22 protein-coding genes and 1 tRNA gene are annotated in these 20,380 nt (G+C 55.2%); 15 read left to right on the forward strand and 8 right to left on the reverse strand.

What is annotated here, in order from left to right; translation table 11 throughout:
• Positions 1-57: 57 nt before the first annotated feature.
• The 4 genes from ACJ5NV_RS05305 to ACJ5NV_RS05320 all read left to right on the forward strand — a co-directional run bounded on the left by ACJ5NV_RS05305 (position 58) and on the right by ACJ5NV_RS05320 (position 2,726).
• Entirely contained in the window at positions 58-561 is a 504-nt protein-coding gene (locus ACJ5NV_RS05305; protein WP_411642590.1) for a type III secretion system chaperone family protein, read from the forward strand.
• A gap of 74 nt (positions 562-635) precedes the next feature.
• The gene (gene proC / locus ACJ5NV_RS05310) at positions 636-1,451 is read left to right on the forward strand and encodes a pyrroline-5-carboxylate reductase (RefSeq protein ID WP_411642591.1); all 816 of its coding nucleotides are present in this window, start codon (positions 636-638) and stop codon (positions 1,449-1,451) included.
• Complete coding sequence (locus ACJ5NV_RS05315) at positions 1,444-1,782, forward strand: tRNA-binding protein (RefSeq protein WP_411642592.1); 339 nt, start codon at positions 1,444-1,446, stop codon at positions 1,780-1,782. The genes proC and ACJ5NV_RS05315 overlap by 8 nt, the downstream gene beginning before the upstream one ends.
• A complete protein-coding gene (locus ACJ5NV_RS05320) occupies positions 1,779-2,726 on the forward strand; it encodes a 2-hydroxyacid dehydrogenase (protein ID WP_411642593.1) in 948 nt (315 codons plus the stop codon). The genes ACJ5NV_RS05315 and ACJ5NV_RS05320 overlap by 4 nt, the downstream gene beginning before the upstream one ends.
• A 42-nt stretch (positions 2,727-2,768) precedes the next feature.
• Here ACJ5NV_RS05320 and ACJ5NV_RS05325 read toward each other — a convergent pair whose 3' ends face one another.
• The gene (locus ACJ5NV_RS05325) at positions 2,769-3,569 is read right to left on the reverse strand and encodes a DUF2145 domain-containing protein (RefSeq protein ID WP_411642594.1); all 801 of its coding nucleotides are present in this window, start codon (positions 3,567-3,569) and stop codon (positions 2,769-2,771) included.
• An 11-nt stretch (positions 3,570-3,580) separates the two neighbouring features.
• Positions 3,581-3,904, reverse strand: a complete 324-nt coding sequence (locus ACJ5NV_RS05330) for a hypothetical protein (protein ID WP_411642595.1) — start codon at positions 3,902-3,904, stop codon at positions 3,581-3,583.
• A 243-nt stretch (positions 3,905-4,147) separates the two neighbouring features.
• On the opposite strand from ACJ5NV_RS05330, the gene ACJ5NV_RS05335 reads away from it, so the two are divergent.
• Positions 4,148-4,897, forward strand: a complete 750-nt coding sequence (locus ACJ5NV_RS05335) for a leishmanolysin-related zinc metalloendopeptidase (RefSeq protein ID WP_411642596.1) — start codon at positions 4,148-4,150, stop codon at positions 4,895-4,897.
• 31 nt (positions 4,898-4,928) lie between these two features.
• Complete coding sequence (locus tag ACJ5NV_RS05340) at positions 4,929-7,025, forward strand: S9 family peptidase (RefSeq protein ID WP_411642597.1); 2,097 nt, start codon at positions 4,929-4,931, stop codon at positions 7,023-7,025.
• Positions 7,026-7,092: 67 nt separating this feature from the next.
• Here ACJ5NV_RS05340 and ACJ5NV_RS05345 read toward each other — a convergent pair whose 3' ends face one another.
• Positions 7,093-7,497: a hypothetical protein gene (locus tag ACJ5NV_RS05345; RefSeq protein WP_411642598.1), complete on the reverse strand. Its 405-nt coding sequence runs from the start codon at positions 7,495-7,497 to the stop codon at positions 7,093-7,095.
• Between the two features lie 166 nt (positions 7,498-7,663).
• Complete coding sequence (locus ACJ5NV_RS05350; protein ID WP_411642599.1) at positions 7,664-8,866, reverse strand: pyridoxal phosphate-dependent aminotransferase; 1,203 nt, start codon at positions 8,864-8,866, stop codon at positions 7,664-7,666.
• Positions 8,867-8,922: 56 nt separating this feature from the next.
• On the opposite strand from ACJ5NV_RS05350, the gene ACJ5NV_RS05355 reads away from it, so the two are divergent.
• The 3 genes from ACJ5NV_RS05355 (at position 8,923) to ACJ5NV_RS05365 (ending at position 10,220) form a co-directional block, all read left to right on the forward strand.
• Positions 8,923-9,339 (forward strand): helix-turn-helix domain-containing protein, encoded by a 417-nt coding sequence (locus tag ACJ5NV_RS05355; protein WP_411642600.1) that lies wholly within the window; start codon positions 8,923-8,925, stop codon positions 9,337-9,339.
• Positions 9,336-9,608: a succinate dehydrogenase assembly factor 2 gene (locus ACJ5NV_RS05360; protein ID WP_411642601.1), complete on the forward strand. Its 273-nt coding sequence runs from the start codon at positions 9,336-9,338 to the stop codon at positions 9,606-9,608. Before ACJ5NV_RS05355 ends, ACJ5NV_RS05360 begins: the two co-directional genes overlap by 4 nt.
• A gap of 90 nt (positions 9,609-9,698) precedes the next feature.
• Positions 9,699-10,220 carry a MarR family winged helix-turn-helix transcriptional regulator gene (locus ACJ5NV_RS05365; protein ID WP_411642602.1) on the forward strand — a complete coding sequence of 174 codons (522 nt, stop codon included), beginning with the start codon at positions 9,699-9,701 and terminating at the stop codon, positions 10,218-10,220.
• Between the two features lie 121 nt (positions 10,221-10,341).
• Here ACJ5NV_RS05365 and ACJ5NV_RS05370 read toward each other — a convergent pair whose 3' ends face one another.
• Complete coding sequence (locus ACJ5NV_RS05370) at positions 10,342-11,043, reverse strand: DUF1194 domain-containing protein (protein WP_411642603.1); 702 nt, start codon at positions 11,041-11,043, stop codon at positions 10,342-10,344.
• Positions 11,037-11,465: a VOC family protein gene (locus tag ACJ5NV_RS05375; RefSeq protein WP_411642604.1), complete on the reverse strand. Its 429-nt coding sequence runs from the start codon at positions 11,463-11,465 to the stop codon at positions 11,037-11,039. Before ACJ5NV_RS05375 ends, ACJ5NV_RS05370 begins: the two co-directional genes overlap by 7 nt.
• Positions 11,466-11,969: 504 nt before the next feature.
• On the opposite strand from ACJ5NV_RS05375, the gene ACJ5NV_RS05380 reads away from it, so the two are divergent.
• The 6 genes from ACJ5NV_RS05380 to ACJ5NV_RS05405 all read left to right on the forward strand — a co-directional run bounded on the left by ACJ5NV_RS05380 (position 11,970) and on the right by ACJ5NV_RS05405 (position 18,829).
• Positions 11,970-12,473 (forward strand): hypothetical protein, encoded by a 504-nt coding sequence (locus ACJ5NV_RS05380; protein ID WP_411642605.1) that lies wholly within the window; start codon positions 11,970-11,972, stop codon positions 12,471-12,473.
• Positions 12,474-12,677: 204 nt separating this feature from the next.
• Positions 12,678-13,925, forward strand: a complete 1,248-nt coding sequence (locus tag ACJ5NV_RS05385; RefSeq protein WP_411642606.1) for a tyrosine-type recombinase/integrase — start codon at positions 12,678-12,680, stop codon at positions 13,923-13,925.
• A gap of 245 nt (positions 13,926-14,170) precedes the next feature.
• A complete protein-coding gene (locus ACJ5NV_RS05390; protein WP_411642607.1) occupies positions 14,171-14,452 on the forward strand; it encodes a helix-turn-helix transcriptional regulator in 282 nt (93 codons plus the stop codon).
• 335 nt (positions 14,453-14,787) lie between these two features.
• A complete protein-coding gene (locus tag ACJ5NV_RS05395; RefSeq protein ID WP_411642608.1) occupies positions 14,788-15,552 on the forward strand; it encodes a recombinase family protein in 765 nt (254 codons plus the stop codon).
• 100 nt (positions 15,553-15,652) lie between these two features.
• Positions 15,653-16,981, forward strand: a complete 1,329-nt coding sequence (locus ACJ5NV_RS05400) for a hypothetical protein (protein ID WP_411642609.1) — start codon at positions 15,653-15,655, stop codon at positions 16,979-16,981.
• A gap of 258 nt (positions 16,982-17,239) precedes the next feature.
• Positions 17,240-18,829 (forward strand): Eco57I restriction-modification methylase domain-containing protein, encoded by a 1,590-nt coding sequence (locus ACJ5NV_RS05405; protein WP_411642610.1) that lies wholly within the window; start codon positions 17,240-17,242, stop codon positions 18,827-18,829.
• Here ACJ5NV_RS05405 and ACJ5NV_RS05410 read toward each other — a convergent pair.
• Together ACJ5NV_RS05410 and ACJ5NV_RS05415 are read right to left on the reverse strand one after the other, a co-directional pair.
• A complete protein-coding gene (locus ACJ5NV_RS05410; protein WP_411642611.1) occupies positions 18,826-19,896 on the reverse strand; it encodes a phospholipase D family protein in 1,071 nt (356 codons plus the stop codon). The genes ACJ5NV_RS05405 and ACJ5NV_RS05410 overlap by 4 nt on opposite strands.
• Before the next feature lie 369 nt (positions 19,897-20,265).
• Positions 20,266-20,340: transfer RNA gene (locus tag ACJ5NV_RS05415), tRNA-Glu, on the reverse strand.
• Positions 20,341-20,380 lie beyond the last annotated feature (40 nt).

Raw genomic sequence — 20,380 nt, forward strand, 5'->3', positions numbered from 1 at the left:
GGTACCTAGCGCTTGAGGGCTGCCATAACCCAGGCGCCAAGCAGTGAGGCCATAAAAATGGCATTGTCCGAGCAGTATCTCGAAGCTGATGATCTTCACCCTATCGACCTGGTGGAGCATATCGCCGAACACCATGCATGGGAATTTGACCGTATCCATGACGACCAGATCGCCATGGCAGTAGAAGGCCAGTGGCGTACCTATGCGATCACTCTGGCTTGGTCCGCCTATGATGAAACACTGCGCTTGATCTGCACCTACGAGATGGAGCCGCCAGAAGACCGGATGCCCGCGCTTTATGAAACGCTCAACGCGATCAATGACCGCTGCTGGGCGGGGGCGTTCACCTGGTGGGATGCGCAAAAGCTGATGGTGTATCGCTATGGTCTGATGCTGTCGGGCGATCAGGTTGCCGGGCCGGATCAGGTCGATACGATGATCAGCGCCGCGGTCAGCGCTTGCGAACAGTATTATCCGGCGATCCAATTGGTGACATGGTCAGACCGAACACCCGAACAGGCCGTGCAGGCTGCCATCGGTGGCGTTTTCGGGCGCGCGTAAAATTTCACGTAAGGTGGGTTTAAACCCACCTTACCTTTGCGTAACCTCCTGATATTACATCAGGAGGGTATTTAATGGACATGAATGACGTCGCAGAGCGCGGCCTTGTCCTGCTAGGGTGCGGCAAGATGGGGTCTGCCATGCTCGAAGGGTGGTTGCGCAACGGCTTGCCGCCCGCATCGGTTTGGGTGATCGACCCCAACCCGTCGGACTGGCTCAAAGCGCAGGGCGTACAGATTGGCGGCGATCTGCCTGCTGATCCTGCAATCGCCATTGTCGCGGTCAAACCGCAGATGATGGAAGCGGCACTGCCGGACGTGAAAACGCTGGGCAACGGCAAGACACTGGTGATTTCTATTGCAGCGGGGACACCGATCAGCACGTTTGAGGCTATTTTGGGTGCGCAGACTCCGATCATTCGGGCGATGCCTAACACGCCCGCGGCCATTGGCCGGGGCATTACCGCGCTGATCGGTAACGCCCGGACCAGCGGCGATGATCTTGATCTGGCCGAGGCGCTGCTGTGGTCCATCGGCCAGACTGTTCGCCTTGAGAACGAGGATCAGATGGATGCTGTGACGGCTGTTTCCGGCTCTGGCCCGGCCTATGTTTTTCACCTGATCGAGGTGCTGGCCGCCGCTGGCGTGGCCGAAGGTTTACCTTCGGAAATGGCCATGCAGCTCGCCAAGGCGACTGTGGGCGGGGCAGGCGAATTGGCCGAAGATGTGGATGACAGCCCGTCCCAGCTTCGCCAGAATGTCACCTCACCCAATGGCACAACCCAAGCCGCGTTGGATGTCCTGATGGACGATGACATCGGGCTTGGTCAACTGATGCGCAAGGCCGTGGCTGCCGCAGCAAACCGGTCGCGGGAACTGGCCGGTGGCTGAGATCAATTTCGACGATTTCATGAAAGTCGACATACGCGCAGGGACAATCCTGCGCGCGGAACCCTTTCCAGAGGCACGCAAACCCGCGATCAAACTGTGGATCAATTTCGGTGATGAAATCGGCGAGAAAAAGACCTCCGCCCAGATCACGGTGCATTACGATCCCCAAGCGCTCGTTGGTCGCCAAGTACTTGCGGTGGTGAACTTCCCACCCCGACAGATCGGTAAATTCATGTCCGAGGTGCTGGTGCTTGGCATGCCGGATAAAGATGGTGCAGTGGTGCTGGTCGGCCCCGACCAGCCGGTGCCTGTCGGAGGGCGTTTGCATTGAAAAAACTACTGATTACAAGGCTGTTGCCGCAGGCGAACCTTGACGCCGCGCGCGCGCGTTATGACGTGACGCTCCGCGATATGCCAGAAGGGCTGACCATAGAAGAGGCAGCAGCGGCGCTCGCCGATTACGATGCAATCCTGCCCACGCTGGGGGATCGCTTCGCAAAGGACGCTTTTACCGGAACAATCCGCTGCGGCGTGCTGGCGAATTTCGGGGTTGGTTATAATCACATCGATGTCGCGGCGGCACAGGCCGCTGGCGTTGCGGTGTCCAATACGCCCGATGTGGTCACGGATGCGACGGCGGATATCGGTATGACCCTGATCTTGTCCACTTGCCGCCGCGCGGGCGAGGGGGAGCGTCTGGTGCGCGCCGATAAATGGACGGGCTGGGCACCGACACAAATGCTGGGCACCCATGTGACGGGCAAAACGGTTGGCATTGTTGGCATGGGCCGGATCGGGCAGGCCGTGGCGCGCCGCTGTCACTATGGTTTTGATATGCCGGTGATGTTTTACAATCGGTCTCGCAAACATGTGGATTTTCCGGCGCAGCAGGTCGACAGTCTGGTGGATTTGATGCGCGGTGCAGACATCATTGTGGTCACCGTGCCGGGGGGCGGGGCGAATACCAATATGATTGATGCGGATGCATTGGCTGCGATGAAAACTACCGGAGTTTTCGTGAACATTGCGCGTGGCGATGTGGTAGATGAACCAGCGCTGATTGATGCTTTGGAAAACGCCAAGATTGCGGGCGCGGGGCTGGATGTGTTTGCACAGGAACCTGTGGTGCCAGACGCATTCCGTGCGCTGGAAAATGTCACCTTGCTGCCGCATCTGGGCACCGCCGCGCTGGAAGTGCGCGCGGCGATGGGGCAGATGGCGCTCGACAATATTATCGCATGGGATGAAGGACGGGCGCTGCCGCAGGCCGTTTAAGCTTATTGCGCCGCCGATCGCTATGACCGGCGGCGCAATCTGTCAGAAACGGATTACCCTGTCCGGCGTGACGCGGTAGACTTCATCGGCGAAATCATTGGCCTGCATAAACCGAGCGATGGACCCAAAAGTGGCCGTGCCGACCTGCGATCCGTGATCCATGGTCGTCAGCGCGCGCGACGCGGCGGAGGCAAGCAACCGCTTTACCCCGCCGACCCGGACGCTCTGCGGTTCGAAATAGGCCCCGATATTCGCCTTGATCTGATTCGGATCGGCCGTGTCATAAAGCGCGGCCATCAGCACATCCAGCGTGTGTTCCGTGCAGTTCTGGAACTGCCGGGTATTCGGGTTTGCAAGCACTGAATAGTTCGGATTATGCAGCGCGGCATAGGCGGGGCTGGTGATGACAGACAACAGTTTGTCCTGAAGCCGCGGGGTAGGGATGATGATGCCCGCATCCAGACCGTGCGCCCCGGCAAAGAAGTCGGCGGGCAGGTCACGGACCAGATTACTGCGCGTGCGGTCTCCGGCCTCTTGGTACAGGTTAAAGACCTGATATCCCATGCCCGTACTGCCATCTGCCTCGGTAATGCGTGAATAGACCCAGAACCCGACATGCGTATAACGGATGCCATCGGGCATTTGTGACGGGTCCCGTCCCATGCGTGCGACGATAGCAACCCGTGCGCCGCGCGCGGCAAGGTCCTGCTGGACCCGGTTGGAAAACTGGGCGACTTGATCGGCGGGCAGGATCGGCTCGCCCGCGGAACTGCTGCCAGCGGGCAATTGCGTGGGCTGCATCATCCCAAGGCTGAGGCAAAGAGCGGCAAGAATACGTTTCATATGCTTTCTCCTTAACGTAACGTGGGTGGGCCGTTCGGCGCGACGGTCGGATAAAGCGGCTCCCCGGTGCCCGAATGATAAAGCGTGTTGCCAAGCGCAACAGAGCTGGCACCTGCGTCAGCCAAAGCCGCCCCAGATACTTCAAGCACTGTGCCGGCCGCTGTGACAGGAACCGCCGCGACAGAGGCCGCGCCCGTTCCTACTGCGCTGACCGCGTGGGCGCTCGCATGTGCACTATGGTGTGCTGAATGGTTTGCGTGCTGTGCGCTGGGGCTTGTGCAGGCGGACAACAACAAGGTGGCCGCAAAACCGGCTAGAATTGTTGGGGTTTTCATTTTGATTTCCTCTATCTTGAACAATGTTCAATTTAAGGTGGGGCGACAGCTAGCGCAACGTATAAAATGAACGATGTTCAATAATTGGCAATATCTCGCCACCGAGGTTGTAATCAGTGATCTATACCGGCTCCAAACGCGCAGCATTCCTGCGCGGCAATACGCCGGGGCACATGGACTGGGGGTGGCCAAATCATGCGCGTTGCGGTTGATTGTGGGATACATCGCCAAAGGAGCATTCGCATGATTACGCTGGTATTTTCGGGTGAGATGTCTGCCGCAAGGCGCGCTGTGTTTGAGCGTGCCGCCGCAAAATGGGACCGTGTGATCGACAGCTCATTTGATCCGGTCGATGTCGAAGGTGAAACGATCACGGGTCTGCATATTGACGCAAGTATCATCACAATTGACGGCCCCGAAGGTATTCTTGGTCAGGCCGGTCCGCGCATTTTGCGCAGCGACAACGGGCTGCCGGTCAAAGGAATCATGCAGTTTGACGACGCCGATATCGCCCGACTGGAAGAGGTCGGCAGTTTCGAAGACGTGATCCTACACGAAATGGCACATGTCCTGGGCTTTGGCACACTATGGTCCCGGCTGGGGCTGGTCCGAGGGGCAGGTACCCATGACCCGCGGTATATAGGACCTGCTGCGTCGCGCGAATATGCGGTGCTTGACCCCGATGGGGGCAGTGCGGTGCCGATTGCAAATACCGGCGGCCCTGGCACCCGCGAAGCACATTGGCGCGAGCTGATCTTTGGTGATGAACTCCTGACTGGCTTTCTATCGGGCGGGCATCGGCCGATCAGCCGCATGTCCATCGCAGCCTTCGCCGATATCGGGTATGAGGTTGACTATAGTGCCGCTGATCCGTTCGAACTGCCGACCTTCCATGAACTGGCGTTGATGGGCATTACCGAGGCGGTCCGCATCTGCGATCTTTGCCGGGTGCTTCGCCCGCAACCTATCGTCCATAGTGACGCATTAAGCTAGGGTCACCCGAATCCGACTTGAGAGGTCTTTTATGAACCCCGTCTTCCCCGCCAACCCCGGTGCACCGGTGGCTGAGCGTCGCCCGACCACATCCACCCATCACAGCATCACGTTGCATGATGACTACGCCTGGCTGCGTGCCGCGAACTGGCAAGAGGCGATGCGCGAACCGGACAAGCTGCCCGATGATATCAAAGCCTATTTGCAGGCCGAGAATACATATTACGATGCGGCAATGGCCGACACGCAAGCGCTGCAAGAAACGCTCATCGCTGAAATGCGTGGGCGTATCAAAGAAGATGACAGCAGCGTCCCGATGCCGGATGGCCCCTTTGCCTATGCAGTCCGCTATCGTGAAGGGGCAGAGCATCCGACGCTGATCCGCACCCAGCGCGATGGTGGGGCTGCGCATACGCTTCTTGATGTGAATGAAGCAGCGGAAGCACATGAATATTTCCATCTGGGCACAACAGAGATGTCGCCGGACCATATGGTGATGGCTTGGGCCGCAGATGTGAATGGATCGGAATTCTATGCGCTGAAATTCCGCGACGTGGCCACGGGTACGGACGCAGATTACGAGATCGCCGATACAGGCGCTGTGGCTTGGGCGGATAGCGAGACATTGTTCTATGTGCGCGTTGATCCAAACCACCGCCCCAATAAGGTGTTCCGCCATATGCGCGGCAGCGACCCGGCCACAGATGTGCTGGTCTACGAAGAAACCGACCAGCGTTACTATGTTAGCCTGCACCGGTCCCGCTCTGGCGCGTTCATCATCATCAATACTGGGATGAATGATGAAAACGAGGTGTTGGTCATTCCCACAGATGCCCCCGACGCTGCGCCCTCAGTGATCGAACCGCGCCGCACCGGCATTGAATATAGTGTCGAGCATCAAGAGGATGATTTCCTGATCCTCACCAATGATGATGATGCCTATGATTTCAAAATCATGCGCGCGCCCGTATCTGCTCCGGGCCGTGCCAACTGGGTCGAGGTACTGCCGCACCGCCCCGGTCGGATGCTGGTGGGCATGATGGCCTACAAGGATTGGATGATCTGGATAGAGCGTGAAAACGCGCTGCCCCGCATCTGCTTTGTCGCGCGGGATGCGCTGATCGCTGACGCCCAAACGATTTCCTTTGATGAAGAAGCCTATGCGCTGGGCAGCACGCCCAGCCCGGAATATGATACTGCCCTGTTCCGCTTTACCTATTCATCGCCCACCACCCCGGCGCAGGTGTTTGACTATGACCTTGCCACCGGCACCCGCACCTTGCGCAAGCAGGTCGAAATCCCGTCGGGCCATGTTCCGGCTGATTATGTAACACGCCGTATCCTTGCCACGTCGCATGACGGGGCAGAGGTGCCGGTGACGATCCTCTATCATAAATCGACGCCGCTGGATGGCAGCGCGCCTTGCCTGCTCTATGGTTATGGATCCTATGGGATGAGCATGCCCGCCGGCTTCTCAGTCAACCGCCTGTCATTGGTGGATCGCGGTTTTGTCTATGTGATCGCCCATATTCGCGGAGGCGAGGAAAAGGGTCGCAAATGGTATGAGGATGCGAAATTCGACAAGAAGGTGAACACCTTCCACGATTTCATCGCGGTGGCAGAGGCGCTGATCGACCGGCAGTACACGCATAAAGGCGGGATCGTCATTCAAGGCGGGTCCGCCGGGGGCTTGCTGGTCGGCGCTGTACTGAACATGCGTCCCGATCTGCTGGCTGGCGCGATTGCGGATGTGCCGTTTGTTGATGTGCTGAACACCATCCTTGATGACACGCTTCCCCTGACACCGGGGGAATGGTCGCAATGGGGCAACCCGATTGAAAGCGCCGATGCCTTCGCTGATATTCGCGCCTATTCGCCCTATGATAATGTCACCGTCCAGGACTACCCGGCGATGCTTGTCACGGCAGGCGTCTCTGATCCGCGCGTGACCTATTGGGAACCCGCGAAATGGGTCGCAAAGCTGCGGGTGACCAAGACCGACAATAATATCCTGATGCTGCGCACGAACATGACATCGGGGCACTTCGGAAAGTCGGGGCGGTTTGCTGCGCTAGAGGATGCGGCGCGCTCTTACGCCTTTGCGATCAAGGCAGCGGGGCGGCTGTAGCGAGTTTTAGCAACTGCTTGCGACAGAGTGCATTAGAGTTTCGGTCGCAGGCGGGGCTTCTAATACGCTATTCGCCCCGGCTGATCCGGTCGGCCTTCTTGCGGACCAGCACGGTACGCAGGTCGTGCATCGCCAGCAGCAGCGGTTCGATCACCTCATCCAGTTGGTCGTCGCTGGCCTTTGACTGGACCCATTGCGCCGTCAGGTTCAGATAATCAATTGCGCGATGGATATCGTCGACGCTGCGGCGCTCCAGCAGCGCAAGCCGGTCTTTCAGCCAGCGGTCGATAGCCGCAATATCTGCATCAGAGAGCTTTCGGTCGCCATGTGGCTTATAGTCACCACGGTTGGTGTTCACGATGGCAATCTGTTCCATCTCGATCCGGCGATTGCGGTTTTCGGTCTCAACACGAAACACCGCTGCGCCATTTTCGCGAATACGGAAGTAATAGTCCGGGAGTTCAGAACTCATTAATATTTCCAATTTTTCGGGCGATTGATCACAAAGAACGGTAACATCCTGACTCCGCCAGCGCCAAGCCGTTACATGCTACACCGTGACGATCTTAGAAAACAGGCTGGCCATTGCGCAACCGGCAATTTCATTGTGTTAAAGGAGACTGCAGCCCAGCCTGTTGTTAGCGCAAGCTCTCGCAAAACTTGATGATCCGGGTGCAGGCTTCGGTCAGTGCCTCGTCCGAGGTCGCATAGCTGACCCGGAAATTCGGCGACAGCCCAAAGGCGGCCCCAAACACCACCGCCACGCCGGTTTCTTCAAGTAACGCCGTTGCAAAGCTTTCGTCATTGGCGATCACGGCTCCTGCCGCTGACGTTTTACCGATGCAGCCTGCAATGGATGGATAGACGTAGAACGCACCTTCGGGCTTTGGGCAAACGATGCCCGGCGCTTGGTTCAACATCTCCACCACCAGATCGCGGCGTCGTTCAAAGATTGTATTGTTTGGTGCCAGAAATTCCTGTGTGCCGTTCAACGCCTCAACCGCCGCGTATTGGCTGACTGAACAAGGATTGGATGTGGATTGTGATTGCACCTTGCGCATCGCCTTGATCAGCACCTCAGGCCCGCCTGCATAGCCGATCCGCCAGCCGGTCATCGCATAGGCCTTAGACACGCCATTCACGGTCAGTGTCTGGTCAAAAAGTTTCGGTTCCACCTGCGCAGGCGTGCAGAATTTGAAATCGTCGTAGGCCAGATGTTCATACATGTCGTCGGTCATCACCCAAACATGAGGATGGCGCAGCAGAACGTCTGTCAGTTCTTTTAACTCGCTCCATGAATACCCCGCACCGGTAGGGTTGGACGGAGAGTTGAAGAGAAACCATTTTGTCTGCGGGGTAATCGCGGCCTCTAGCTGTGCCGCGGTAATTTTGAAATTAGCCTCTAGCGTGGCTTCGACGGTTACGGGTGTGCCCCCGGCCAGCAGCACCATGTCGGGATAGCTGACCCAATAGGGGGCAGGGATGATCACCTCATCGCCCGGGTTCAGCGTGGCCATAAAGGCATTGTACAGCACCTGCTTGCCGCCGGTGCCGACCGTGATTTGTGCCGGGGTATACTCCAGCGCATTGTCACGGCTGAACTTGACGCAGATCGCCTGTTTCAGCTCTGGGATACCATCAACAGCAGTGTATTTCGTGCGGCCCGCCGCAATCGCGGCAACAGCGGCGTCCTTGATGTTCTTTGGTGTGTCAAAATCCGGCTCGCCCGCGCCCAATCCGATCACATCACGGCCTGCGGCCTTCAGCTCCGCCGCTTTGGTGGTCACTGCAATTGTGGGGGACGGTTTGACGCGGTCGAGTGTCGCAGAGAGAAAGGTCATCTTGGCATCCAGTGGTAAGTAGAACCTATCTGTGACATAGGGGGCAAGTGCTGCGGATGGCAAGCAACAAGGGTGACAAGATGACGGATGACAGCGGCTGGTTCAGCGAAGAGGCGGCGACATTTGGCGACAGGCTGGCTGGCGCGCGCGAGGCGGCAGGGCTGACACAAAAGGCGCTGGCCTCACGGATCGGCGTCAGGTCCTCTACGATTCTGGGGTGGGAAAACGACATCAAGGAACCGCGCGCGAACCGACTGCAAATGCTGAGCGGCATCCTTGGCGTCTCGCTCAGCTGGTTGCTGACCGGCGAAGGCGACGGACCAGAGGGACCCGACGAAGAGAAACCGCTGTCTGCGGATCTGAGCGATCTGCTGACGCAGATGCGCGCCCTCCGGACTGAGATTAAGCAAAAGGGCGATAAGCTTGGCCAGTTGGAAAAGCGTTTGCGCATTATTCTAAAGGACCGCGTGTGACTGAATCCCGTGCAGATATGGTCAAACGGTTGCGGATGCGGTCGATGCGCCGTGGGATCAAGGAAATGGACCTGATCCTATCCGCCTATGCCGATACGCATGTGGCCGATATGTCGGATGACGACTTGGCCCTTTACGACCAGCTGCTGGCCGAGAATGACCATGATATCTATGGTTGGATCGGTGGCCAGTTTCCGGTGCCCGATCTGTACGTCGGGCTGATCGAAAGTATCGCGGCGGGGGCTCATGGGGTGACCCGTCCCGCGTGATTTTCACCGTAATCGTATCAATTTTATCGTTTAACTGAATTTTGTTTGTTTCGTCTTATCTCGGTCTGCACCTGAGAACGGAGTAATAATATGAGCATTCACACGGATCTGGACGCGCCGAAGGACGACGCCCTGAAATCTGCTCGCACCGCCGCTTTCATGACATCATATCTTGATGCTTTGACGCTGGTTGAACGTCTGCATCGCCTGCTGCTTGATGTCATCAAAGACGAATTTGAGCGGGTTGGCCTGCTAGAGATCAACGCCGTGCAGGCATTACTCCTTTTCAATATAGGCGATAATGAAGTCACCGCCGGGGAATTGAAAACCCGCGGTTATTACCAAGGCTCTAATGTATCCTATAATCTCAAGAAACTCGTAGATATGGGCTACATGCATCATGAGCGGAGCGAGGTTGACAGGCGATCCGTGCGGGTGCGGTTGACCGAAAAGGGCCGGGGCGTGCGCGATATCGTGGCCAAGCTGTTCTCCACCCACGCGGACGGGTTGGTTGATCGCGGTGTGTTGGATCAGGAGGGGATCGACGAAATCACTACCGCGCTCCGCCGTGTTGAACGCTATTGGACAGAGCAGATACGCTATATCTACTGATATAATGTGCGCGGGGCAGCGTGATACAATGCCAACTACGCCCGGCAAGGTCCATCTCGGACAGGGGCGACGGTAACATTGGACATGGAAATCTCGCGTCAGAGCAATAGTGCCGTCCTGATTATCCTTCTGAGGGCTCCATCGTCGTGAGCACGCCTATCACCTGAGCCGTGATTTCGCGGATCAGCTTGCGGCGCATGGCGCGTTCGTAATCATCAAAGCCGTCAGCGATTTCAACAAAGGCACCCGGCCCATGGATCACGTGATCGCGATAAAAGCTGACAAGGTCGGTCTCGGCTTCGAACTCGGCACCGTTGATTACCAGCCCGTTTACGGTGACATCCGCGAAATCAAACGCGTCATAGGCGCTCTGCGGGCCAAATCCATCATTGTTCTCGCCATCGCCGGAAATATCAATCGTGCGCTTGGCACAGCCCGGGGCGGCACGGAGGCGGACCGCCGCGTGACCCAATGCATACCCCATGGCCGTCGGGAAATCATCTTGGCTGCGCGTGCTGGTCGCAATCATCTCAGATAGCGCTCGCAAATCAGTGGGTGTTTCAATCAACACCCAATCCGTCAAATCGGTCTGATTATAACGCCCGCTCCATTCAAACACGAAAACTGCGACCGGATCGGGCCCGGACAGAAAGGCGGCCTGTACATCAGGCGCTTGTAGCGCAGCGGCCAGCCCATCACGCTGCAAACGATCCTCTTCCGCGTTCACGGAAGAGGATACATCCATCGCCAACACCAGCGCGAGCCGACACGCATCGGCTGGCGCGGCCCAAAGGCAGGCGATGAATGCGGCAGTTTTTACCAATGGCCTGTATTATCCATGCTTGCCCACGGTTCGGCAGAGGGCAGATTGTCCCCTTCCTGCAAAAGCTCGATAGAGATATTGTCGGGGGAGCGGACAAAAGCCATATGCCCATCGCGCGGCGGACGATTGATGGTGACGCCATTGTCCATCAGGTGCTGGCAAGTGTCGTAGATATTCGCGACCCGATAAGCCAGATGCCCGAAATGACGGCTGTCAGATGGCAACGCATCATCACCATCCCAATTATAGGTCAGCTCGACCGGGCATTCCTCCTGTCCCGGAGGGGCCATAAAGACCAGCGAAAACCGCCCGCCATCATTGTCGATACGGCGCGTTTCCTTCAGGCCAAGCAATTCGAAGAACGCCATGGATTTCTCCAGATCCTTAACGCGGACCATGGTGTGAAGATATTTAAGTGACATTTTGCGGTGCTCCCTGTTGATGATTGGGGTTAGCCTAGCCCAGCACGCGGCACGAGCAACCGGAAAGCTGCAGCTGATTCATTGGTTCCCTACGCTGAGAGTGCAACTATGACGTGTTATTGCCACTATTTAGACGTGATCACGCCCGTCTAGATAAAAAATCACCGCGTTTCGTCATGTCGCGGAATTTCGCGCATCCCATTTTCAATCTACGGATTGAGTGCTGAATTTTGACAACTTTGAGGCGTTCTTGAAAATAGGGTCGATAAATTCATTCAATGAAAGAAGGGGAAAATTGAATTATGGCAAAAAAAGACGCCGTATTTTGCCGTTCTGACGTGTCGGTCAATCTTTGCCGATAGCTGGATTTAGCCCATGTTTTTATAGCGTTTAGCGATTTTATGCCGTCATAAAATCGCCATGTGGCACAGGCCGATTTATTTATTATCAAGTTAGCAGAAACGTTACACCGGCTAAGCGCCACCGAATTAAAGGAAAAATAAAATGTCTGGAAAGCCAATCCGCAACGCCCTTTCCGGTACGAGTGAATCTGTTATTTGTATTGCTGTCACCATCTCAATGTTTGTCGGAGTTCTGGCAGCCCCCGTCATCTTACCCATCGCCTTGATCGATGGTTATAGCCTTTATGCTCTCAAGGCCGGCAGCGCACAGTCGCTCAGCCTCGTCAGCGAAAGCTTCGGCGCGCAATTCCCGCATTTTGTCGGTGTGCTGGCAGCGTTGGTCACCTTCGGGGCCTATGCGGCCAAGCAACTGATCACCCTGCGGCTCTTGGGTGTGTGCAGCAATGTACTGCTGGTTGCTTATTCGGTCTTCCTGGGTCTTCTACCCATCGCGATCCTGCACTGCGCGTTGTTTCCTATCAATATGCGCCGCCTGATCAGCGAGATTGCGAATTACACCGATGTTCGCGCAGGCAACGTCATTGCAGGTGAGCTGCCAGAGTTCTGGCAGCGTTCCGGCGGCACTGCCGCCGTCCCTGCGGAATAAACCGTATGCTAAGCCGAAAATAACTACATTTTCATCTAATCATTTATGGAAGACCAATGGCAGTCCCTAGGTCAGAATTTGTCTGCTACCTTCAACTCTCAAATGCTATTAAATAGTTTAACAACAATAACTTAGTTTGCTCAAGAAATCTCGATTGCTTACCATCAATCTCAGCACAACCTAGACTGCATGATGGGATCAACGATGGGAAAAAGAGTTCGACAGCATCTCACCGTAAAGGGTGCTCAAGCGTTTACTAAGCCCGGTATGTACTGTGACGGAGGTGGCTTGTATCTCCGCATTGGTCGACAAAGTGGCAAGTCGTGGATACTTCGAACTACGGTTTTTGGACAACGGCGCGATCTTGGTCTGGGTTCATTCAATCTAGTGACGCTTGCGGAAGCGAGAGAAGAAGCTCTTAAGCTGCGAAAGATCGCCCGCAGCGGGGGCGATCCAGACTCCTTTAGACGTCGTGAGACTTTAACATTTGAAAAAGCAGCAACGCGCGCGTTTGGCGCGCTCAAGCCCACTTGGAGTAGTGAGAAACACGCCGAGCTGTGGTGGTCATCGCTCGAACGGTACGTATTCCCTAAGCTAGGTGCCAAACCAATCGACTTGATTGTTGTGCAAGACATCCATCGCCTTCTTTTGCCTATTTGGAGTGAGAAGTACGAAACTGCAAAGCGCATTAAACAACGGATACAGCACGTCTTTGAGTGGGCGAAGGGGGCAGGTCACCTCCACAAAGAAAATCCCGTAAATGGACTAAGCAAAGTTCTGTTGCCACCGAAAGGTCCAAAGAAACATCATGCTGCGTTGCCATGGGCGGAGTTGCCAAATTTTATGGAAAAGCTGTCGCGAAGAGAAGGAGTTTCGGCTCGTTTGCTAGAATTCCTTATACTTACCTGTTCGAGGTCTAACGAAGCGCGGGGGGCCAGATGGGACGAAATTGACGATCATATTTGGACCGTACCGCCTGAGAGAATGAAGGCAAGGCAGGAGCATCGCGTACCTCTGTCCGCGCCGATTGACCGAATCCTTGCGGGCGTTGCAGGACTTGACGATGAGCTAATATTTCCCTCAATTGGTAAAGCCAAAAACGGATCCAGCAAGAAAACCTCCGATCAGGTCTTCGCAGCGCTGATGAAGCGTATGGGCGTGACCGGGATTACAACACACGGGTTTAGATCGACGTTTCGGGATTGGTGCAGAGATAACGACATGGCGGATCGTGAGCTTGCAGAATTGGTACTAGCTCACAAAGTTGGAAGTGCTGTTGAACGTGCTTACGCTCGCTCTGATTTGCTCGAACGGCGGACTCAGTTAATGGACCAATGGGCAGAGTTTGCCTTGAGCAAGGTAAAGGTTTTCAAGGTCAAGAAACGGCCAAAAAAACGAATCACAAGAGTATCAAAGTACACAAAGTCGACCTCAGCGCGGCCTCATAACTGATTCGAATCGGCTGTTTCAGAGTCAAGAGTAACTATTTTCTGGTACGGCAAATTCTTTGCAATCACTCATGTAAATTCGGTCTAACTATTTGAACTCTGGAAAATGTAGTGATTGTGGGAAGTGGCTCTTTTCAAAAAAATAGTTTTGATACAAGTACTTCGGGAAGTTTTCAAAAATGTTAGCTCTTCACAACAGCATTCTGTACCTGCTTTCTAGTCCTCGGTCCAAACAGAAGGGAACGAGTGATGGAAGATAGACTATTAACGGTCGGACAAGTTGCAGATGTCATGGGTTGTGGTCAGTCAACGGTTTGGCGACTTCTGCGGCAGGGGCGGTTTCTTGAACCTAAACGTATCGGAGGCATGACGCGTTGGTTAGAATCTGAATTGCTGTTCTACATACGCAACGCATCGAAACCTAGCATCGTTGGTGCATCCGAACGGTCAACTCGGAAGAGAAGCATCACGGTGAAGAAAAGGCGGTCGCGTCGCGGCAGGACTTCGTTTAGTCCAAAACTTTCGGCCTAAAAGCGGACACCCTCCCCCCTATCCTTACGTGTCGAAAAAATTTCAGGAAAATCTGAATTTTTGGAAAGGTATAGGTATATCACAAATTTACAGGTCAGTTGGGGGCTACTAACCGTCACACATATGACCACGCTATAGGGTTTTTCTGTATAGCGGACTGATGGCTAAGTGGCTGAAAACGATAGTAAATGAGAGAGTTTAACGTCTACACCCTCGACCACCGTACTTGAATCCACTCATATGCATGGCAGACATCAGAAAAATACAAAAAAAATAAGGACTTACTTCAAAAATGTTGCGCCGAAGACTCTAGGAAATTCGAAATGAGCCTAAACATGGAAAAAATGGACCTAGTATCTAACAATCGACCAACTGGTGATCAGGTCTGTTCACAAGCAAACCAGCGTTTACTTGTTAAGGATCATCAAATGCCAATCTGTTATGTTACTTACTTCCGGGTCTCAACTCAGCGCCAAGGTGCAAGTGGTCTTGGCCTCGATGCCCAGCGCAAAGCTGTAAGCCAATATGCGGAAGCCAATGGTGGCACCATGTTGGCCTCATTCGTTGAAGTTGAAAGCGGCAAGCGGTCTGATCGACCAGAATTGCAGAAGGCAATAGCATCCTGTCGTAAGTCAGGTGCCGTTTTGTTAATTGCAAAGCTGGATCGGCTTGCCAGAAACGTCCACTTTATTTCTGGACTGATAGAAAGCGGTGTCAGCTTCATTGCGACAGATATGCCAAACGCAGACCGGTTCATGTTGCATGTTTATGCCGCCATGGCCGAGGAAGAAGCGCGTCGGATAAGTGATAGAACGAAAAGGGCTCTCGCGGCCGCAAAAGCTAGAGGAATAGAGCTTGGCAAGAACGGGAAGCAATTAGCGCGGTTAAACCGTACAGAGGCCGACAGTTTTGCGAGAGTGGCTGGCAAGGAAGTCTCTCGACTCCGATCAACCATGTGCATGACTTTTCAGGAAGTCGCGGATCATCTAAATCTGAGCCAATCGCTACCAACACAACGCGGTGGCAAATGGCACCAAGCAACGGTCTATCGGGTCTTCAAAAGATATGAAGCTCTCGAAGCTTCGCCGACTGCTGTGTAAAGACCCTAATCCAATGGCAACTCCTCCAAGAACTAGGCTGCACCGTCACCGACTATTTCCACGATTTCGACGGAGCACTCGAGTTGAAGTAGCAAACACTATGATTGACCGGATGGTGTTGAAAATTGGTGGCTGGAGGACAACCCATTCACGAGATGACATCCTGTCTGCGATCTATCATCTTGGACATATGACAGTTGAAGGTGACGAAACTGGAGAGGTAAATTTCTTCCAACAGCGTCAACCGCGCACTCAGTTTTTCCGGCAAAGTTTGCCTTTACGTGGGACTGGGCAGGGCCAAGGGACCAGCGGGGTATCTCCTATTGTCGCCGGGGAGCTAACAATTCAAATGATGCCACCAATGCGAAGCGGGGGTGTGCACAATGATGAGCTAGTTCACGCAGTGACAACGCTACACGGCAAGTTCAACCCAACGAGGTGGATCATGGCGCAACGACCGATAGCTGATCATCAGCAGAGGACAGTTGGGTGTGTTCATCCCTTCGCCCTCGCAATTGCTCGTAAAGATGACTGGTGGCGTTGCGAAATACCATACGTCGAGAACAACAATGTAATTATGGGTGCAGACGCTCGGTTTGGGTTTGCAAGGAGCAAGTCTGCCGAAGAACACCTGTGTGATTATGTTTCCCATACTGTCGCGAGCTTGACACAAAATTTGGTTGAAGTGGGGCTAACGGAGGAGTCTGATGTCGATCCTAACGAATTTATACTTGGTGATATTGAGTTCTACTGGGAGTTCGCGGCAGACGACCCAATCAGTTTGGTTGAGACACTGAAATACTACCTCACTGCTGTCAGTGGCGAGTCTGGGACTGATCCACGAAGTGTGATCTTTGAGGTGGAAGAAGGAAACAGATTTGCGGGACCGTTTATTGTGTCGGACAGTAGATCAGCGCTCGTTCGAAGTAGTCCCTCATTCTGGTTCAAGGGTCGACGCGGTGTCAGGTTCAAAGTCTACGCAAAGACTGATCGTAGGCTGCGTTTTGAGGTCTGCCTTTCACCGGAGTATCGGCCCCAAGGAGTTCCACGACGTTCCTTTGATAGCATCGCAGCCTTGGTCGAAGGAACCCGATTGCTCAAGGTATATGCAGCGCAGCTCATGAATGCGGTTCTCGATGACGCGCTGTCTTCCTTTTCAAATGATGAAACATTTGCCACACGTGAATCCTTTGTGAGTATGATTGTTGCACATTCGGACAATTCTGAAATCGCGCATGCTATCCTGAGTGAGCTTCGAGCGTTTGGACGGGTGGCACCCTATCCAAAAGACCTGCGCTACCGAACATTGCGGAGGCTAAGGACCGCGGGAGTTCTGCAAATTCCCAAGTCTGCGCCTAGAGTATACAGCCTTACACCGACGTATCGACCCGCTGCGTCATATCCCGAACCGCCAATATTCAGGCGTTAGCGTGTCAAAAAATGCCCTTCCCTGCTTTTCGGGTGCCCAACCTAGCTTGGGGCAGCCAATCTCACTCTACGATGCGCAAACTGGCGATAACTTGAAAGATGACAAAGTCGTCGCAAGGTCCGGCGACATCCGGTAGCTGCAACAATTGCAGTCACTAAATATGGTTGGCGAAGCAAACCTCAATAGGGTAGTCAAGTTCATGTTCACAAATTATAAATTTGGGGAACATAGGCGGAACACGACACAAGGGCAGGCCGTATGAACTTCATCGCGTTGGAAACAGAGCAAAAATTGCGCGGCGGCTATTATACGCCCGACGACCTTGCACAATTCCTCACGCGCTGGATCGCACCCACATCAGCAACGCGAGTGCTGGAACCAAGTTGTGGCGACGGTGCGTTCTTTCCATCGTTGCAGGGTACCGAAGCGAAAGTTACTGCGTTCGAGCTGCAGCCAGAAGAAGCAGCCAAGGCGATCGCACGCGGCTTGCCCAACTGCATCGTTCACAACCGCGACTTTCTCGGGTGGTCATTGGGCAACAGAGGGGCACAATTCGACGCCGTAATAGGTAATCCGCCGTTCGTTCGCTATCAGTACCTGCCAGCCGCTTTTCAGGCCAAAGCCGAACAGGTTTTCGCGCAGCTTGGGTGCAAATTCACTAAGCACACAAATGCGTGGGTGCCATTCATACTGGCGTCCATGGATTTGCTGCGCCCCGGCGGGCGGCTAGCGATGGTCGTGCCGTCCGAAATCGTACACGTGATGCACGCGCAGTCGCTGCGGACCTATCTGGCAAAACAGTGCCGCCGCATAGTCATCGTGGACCCGCAAGAAATCTGGTTCGAGGGCACGCTACAAGGTGCAGTCCTGCTGATGGCAGAAAAGAAGGTCAGTCCGGACGTTCACGGCGAAGGGCTGGGGATTCATCGCGTGGCGGGCCGCGACTTCCTTCAAAAAGACCCCGAAGCTGTGTTCAACAAGCCGCGCGCAATCAACGGCAAGACCGTGCAGGGCAAGTGGACCCGCGCGCTGGTGCCGCCCGCAACGTTGGCCATTCTGGACGAGATAGAGGCCAGCGACCGTTTCTGCCGGTTCAACGACGCTGCCAAGGTGGACGTGGGCATCGTCACCGGGGCCAACAAGTTCTTCCTCGTGACCGACGAAGTAGTGCAGCGGCACGGGTTGCAGAAGTGGGCGCACCCCATGTTCGGACGCAGCGACCACTGCCCCGGCGTTATCTACGACGATGCGCAGCACGTCAGCAACGCGGCTACCGGCAAGCCCACGAATTTCCTGTGGCTGGACCCTTCGGTAGAAGACAGCGCTAAGGGCCGCGCCTATATCGCTTTGGGCGAGCACGAAAACTTGCATAAGCGATACAAGTGCCGCATCCGCAAGCCATGGTACACAGTGCCGTCTGTGTACGCCACGGAAGTTGGAATGCTCAAACGCAGCCACGACACGCCGCGCCTCATCCTCAATAGCGTCGGAGCCTACACAACAGATACCGCCTATCGCATCCGGGCGCTGCGCGGCACGCCGCAGGGGCTGGTGTACGGCTTCTTCAACAGCCTAACCGCCCTCAGCGCGGAGTTGGAAGGGCGGCATTACGGCGGCGGGGTACTGGAACTGGTCCCGTCCGAGATAGAGAAACTGCTACTGCCCGCACCAGAGGGCATTGTGCCGAACTTGGAGCAGTTGGACCGCATGGTCCGAGACGACATGGTTGCCGACACGCTGGAAGTGCAGTCGGAGTCAGTGCTGGGGGCACTCACCAAGTCCGAACAGATGGACCTGCTGGCGGCATGGGCCACCCTACGCGACCGGCGGCATCGCCTGCCCGTCTAGTCAATTTCTAGCGTAAAGCGGGTGAAGTCAGCCGTCTCGCGGTATAGCTTTAACACCCGACCCAGAAGGTCCTCGTGTGCCACCAGCGGGCGTGCGTCGCCCCAGTGCAGGCTGGTCATGCTGTTTCGCTGTTCGTAGGCGGCGGTGTCCGTCCGAGTGTTGTGGGACAGGTGCAGCGTGCGCTCGCCATAGTCCACATCCTTTACGATGAGGCGTATCGACGCCTCAGCCCGTTCCAGATGCGCCCTTGCCGGGGCAACGTCTGGCGTCCAGTCCAGCGCCGCAAACACGTCGTCGCGGAAGTAATGCCGCTGGTCGATGCCTTCCCAGGCGCCTACCCCCAGCAACATCGAGCCGGTCGGATTCGTGTTTGCGCCGGTGGGAATATTTAGATGGCGGCGGGTCAGCCCGTTGCTTTCCCAGACTTGCTCAAGCCGGTCTCGTGCCACTGGGGCGGCAGGGATCACGGCTGGTGCTGGCGGCGGCGCGGGGCGAGCCACATTCAACGGTGAGGTGAGCAGGTTCATCTTGGGTACGGTGTCCAATGCACGATCTGCGGAACTTCCGGCAGGTTCCGGAGGGAGACGTTTGCGCTCGTCTATCAGGCGGCCCGCTCGTTGCAGGTCGGCCAGTTGCGCGGCGTCCACAGCACGTATGACATGCTCAGGGTAGTCAGCTATCATCGCGTCCAGCTTGCCTTCTAGGTCGGCCAGAAATGTCGCATCCGTCGGGGGGTGAAACTCTTGCAGAACGCTGGCCTCTATGTTCGTGCGCAGACCTCCCATGGTCAGATTAGCACTGCCGAGCAGCAACTTGGCGCGCGTGGCAGAACGTGCGTAGTACAGCTTTGGATGGAAAATGCGCTGGCGCGTGCCCGTGTCCACCATGAAAGTTTCGCAACCAATTTCCAACGCCTTCTGTATCGACTGCACCGTGGTCACACCGTTGCGTATACCGACAAAGATTCGCGTACGGCCCGCGATGGGTTGCAGCACGCCCTGCAATAACGATAGGCCAGAGGCGGTCATAAAGGCGGTGCTGATTGTCGCCGTTTCGAGTGCGCTCAATCCGAATACCTCTCGAGCCGGGGCGAGGTGGTCTTCGTCGTTAACCGCTTGCAATATGAACCGCTTCATTCCGCCACCCAAATTTTTACTGTATGTTGGAACTAATGATTGATCTGTGCAAAGTGAGAAATGGTTGAACTTGAAACTGGCAAAAAATGTTCAGGGTAGCCAAATGTTAGAACGTCAGTGAACGAGCGTTGCGCTACCATACGATTCTCGTCAGGCGGCTCAATCTGATAACAATCGAGAACTGTCTGTACCAAAAAAAGTGTGTTTTCTATGCACCCCCTCCCAAGATGGGAAGAATGGTGGGAAAAATTTTAAGTTTTTCGAAAAACCTAATGCTTACAATCGATTGCATGTAACCAATGGCAGTCCCTAGGGGAATCGAACCCCTCTTTCCAGGTTGAAAACCTGGCGTCCTAACCGATAGACGAAGGGACCGCAGTTGGTGAGGCGCTTTTAGGGAAACCACGCGACCTGC

The sequence above is a fragment of the Loktanella agnita genome (genome assembly GCF_046640325.1).
Classification (GTDB): domain Bacteria; phylum Pseudomonadota; class Alphaproteobacteria; order Rhodobacterales; family Rhodobacteraceae; genus Yoonia; species Yoonia agnita.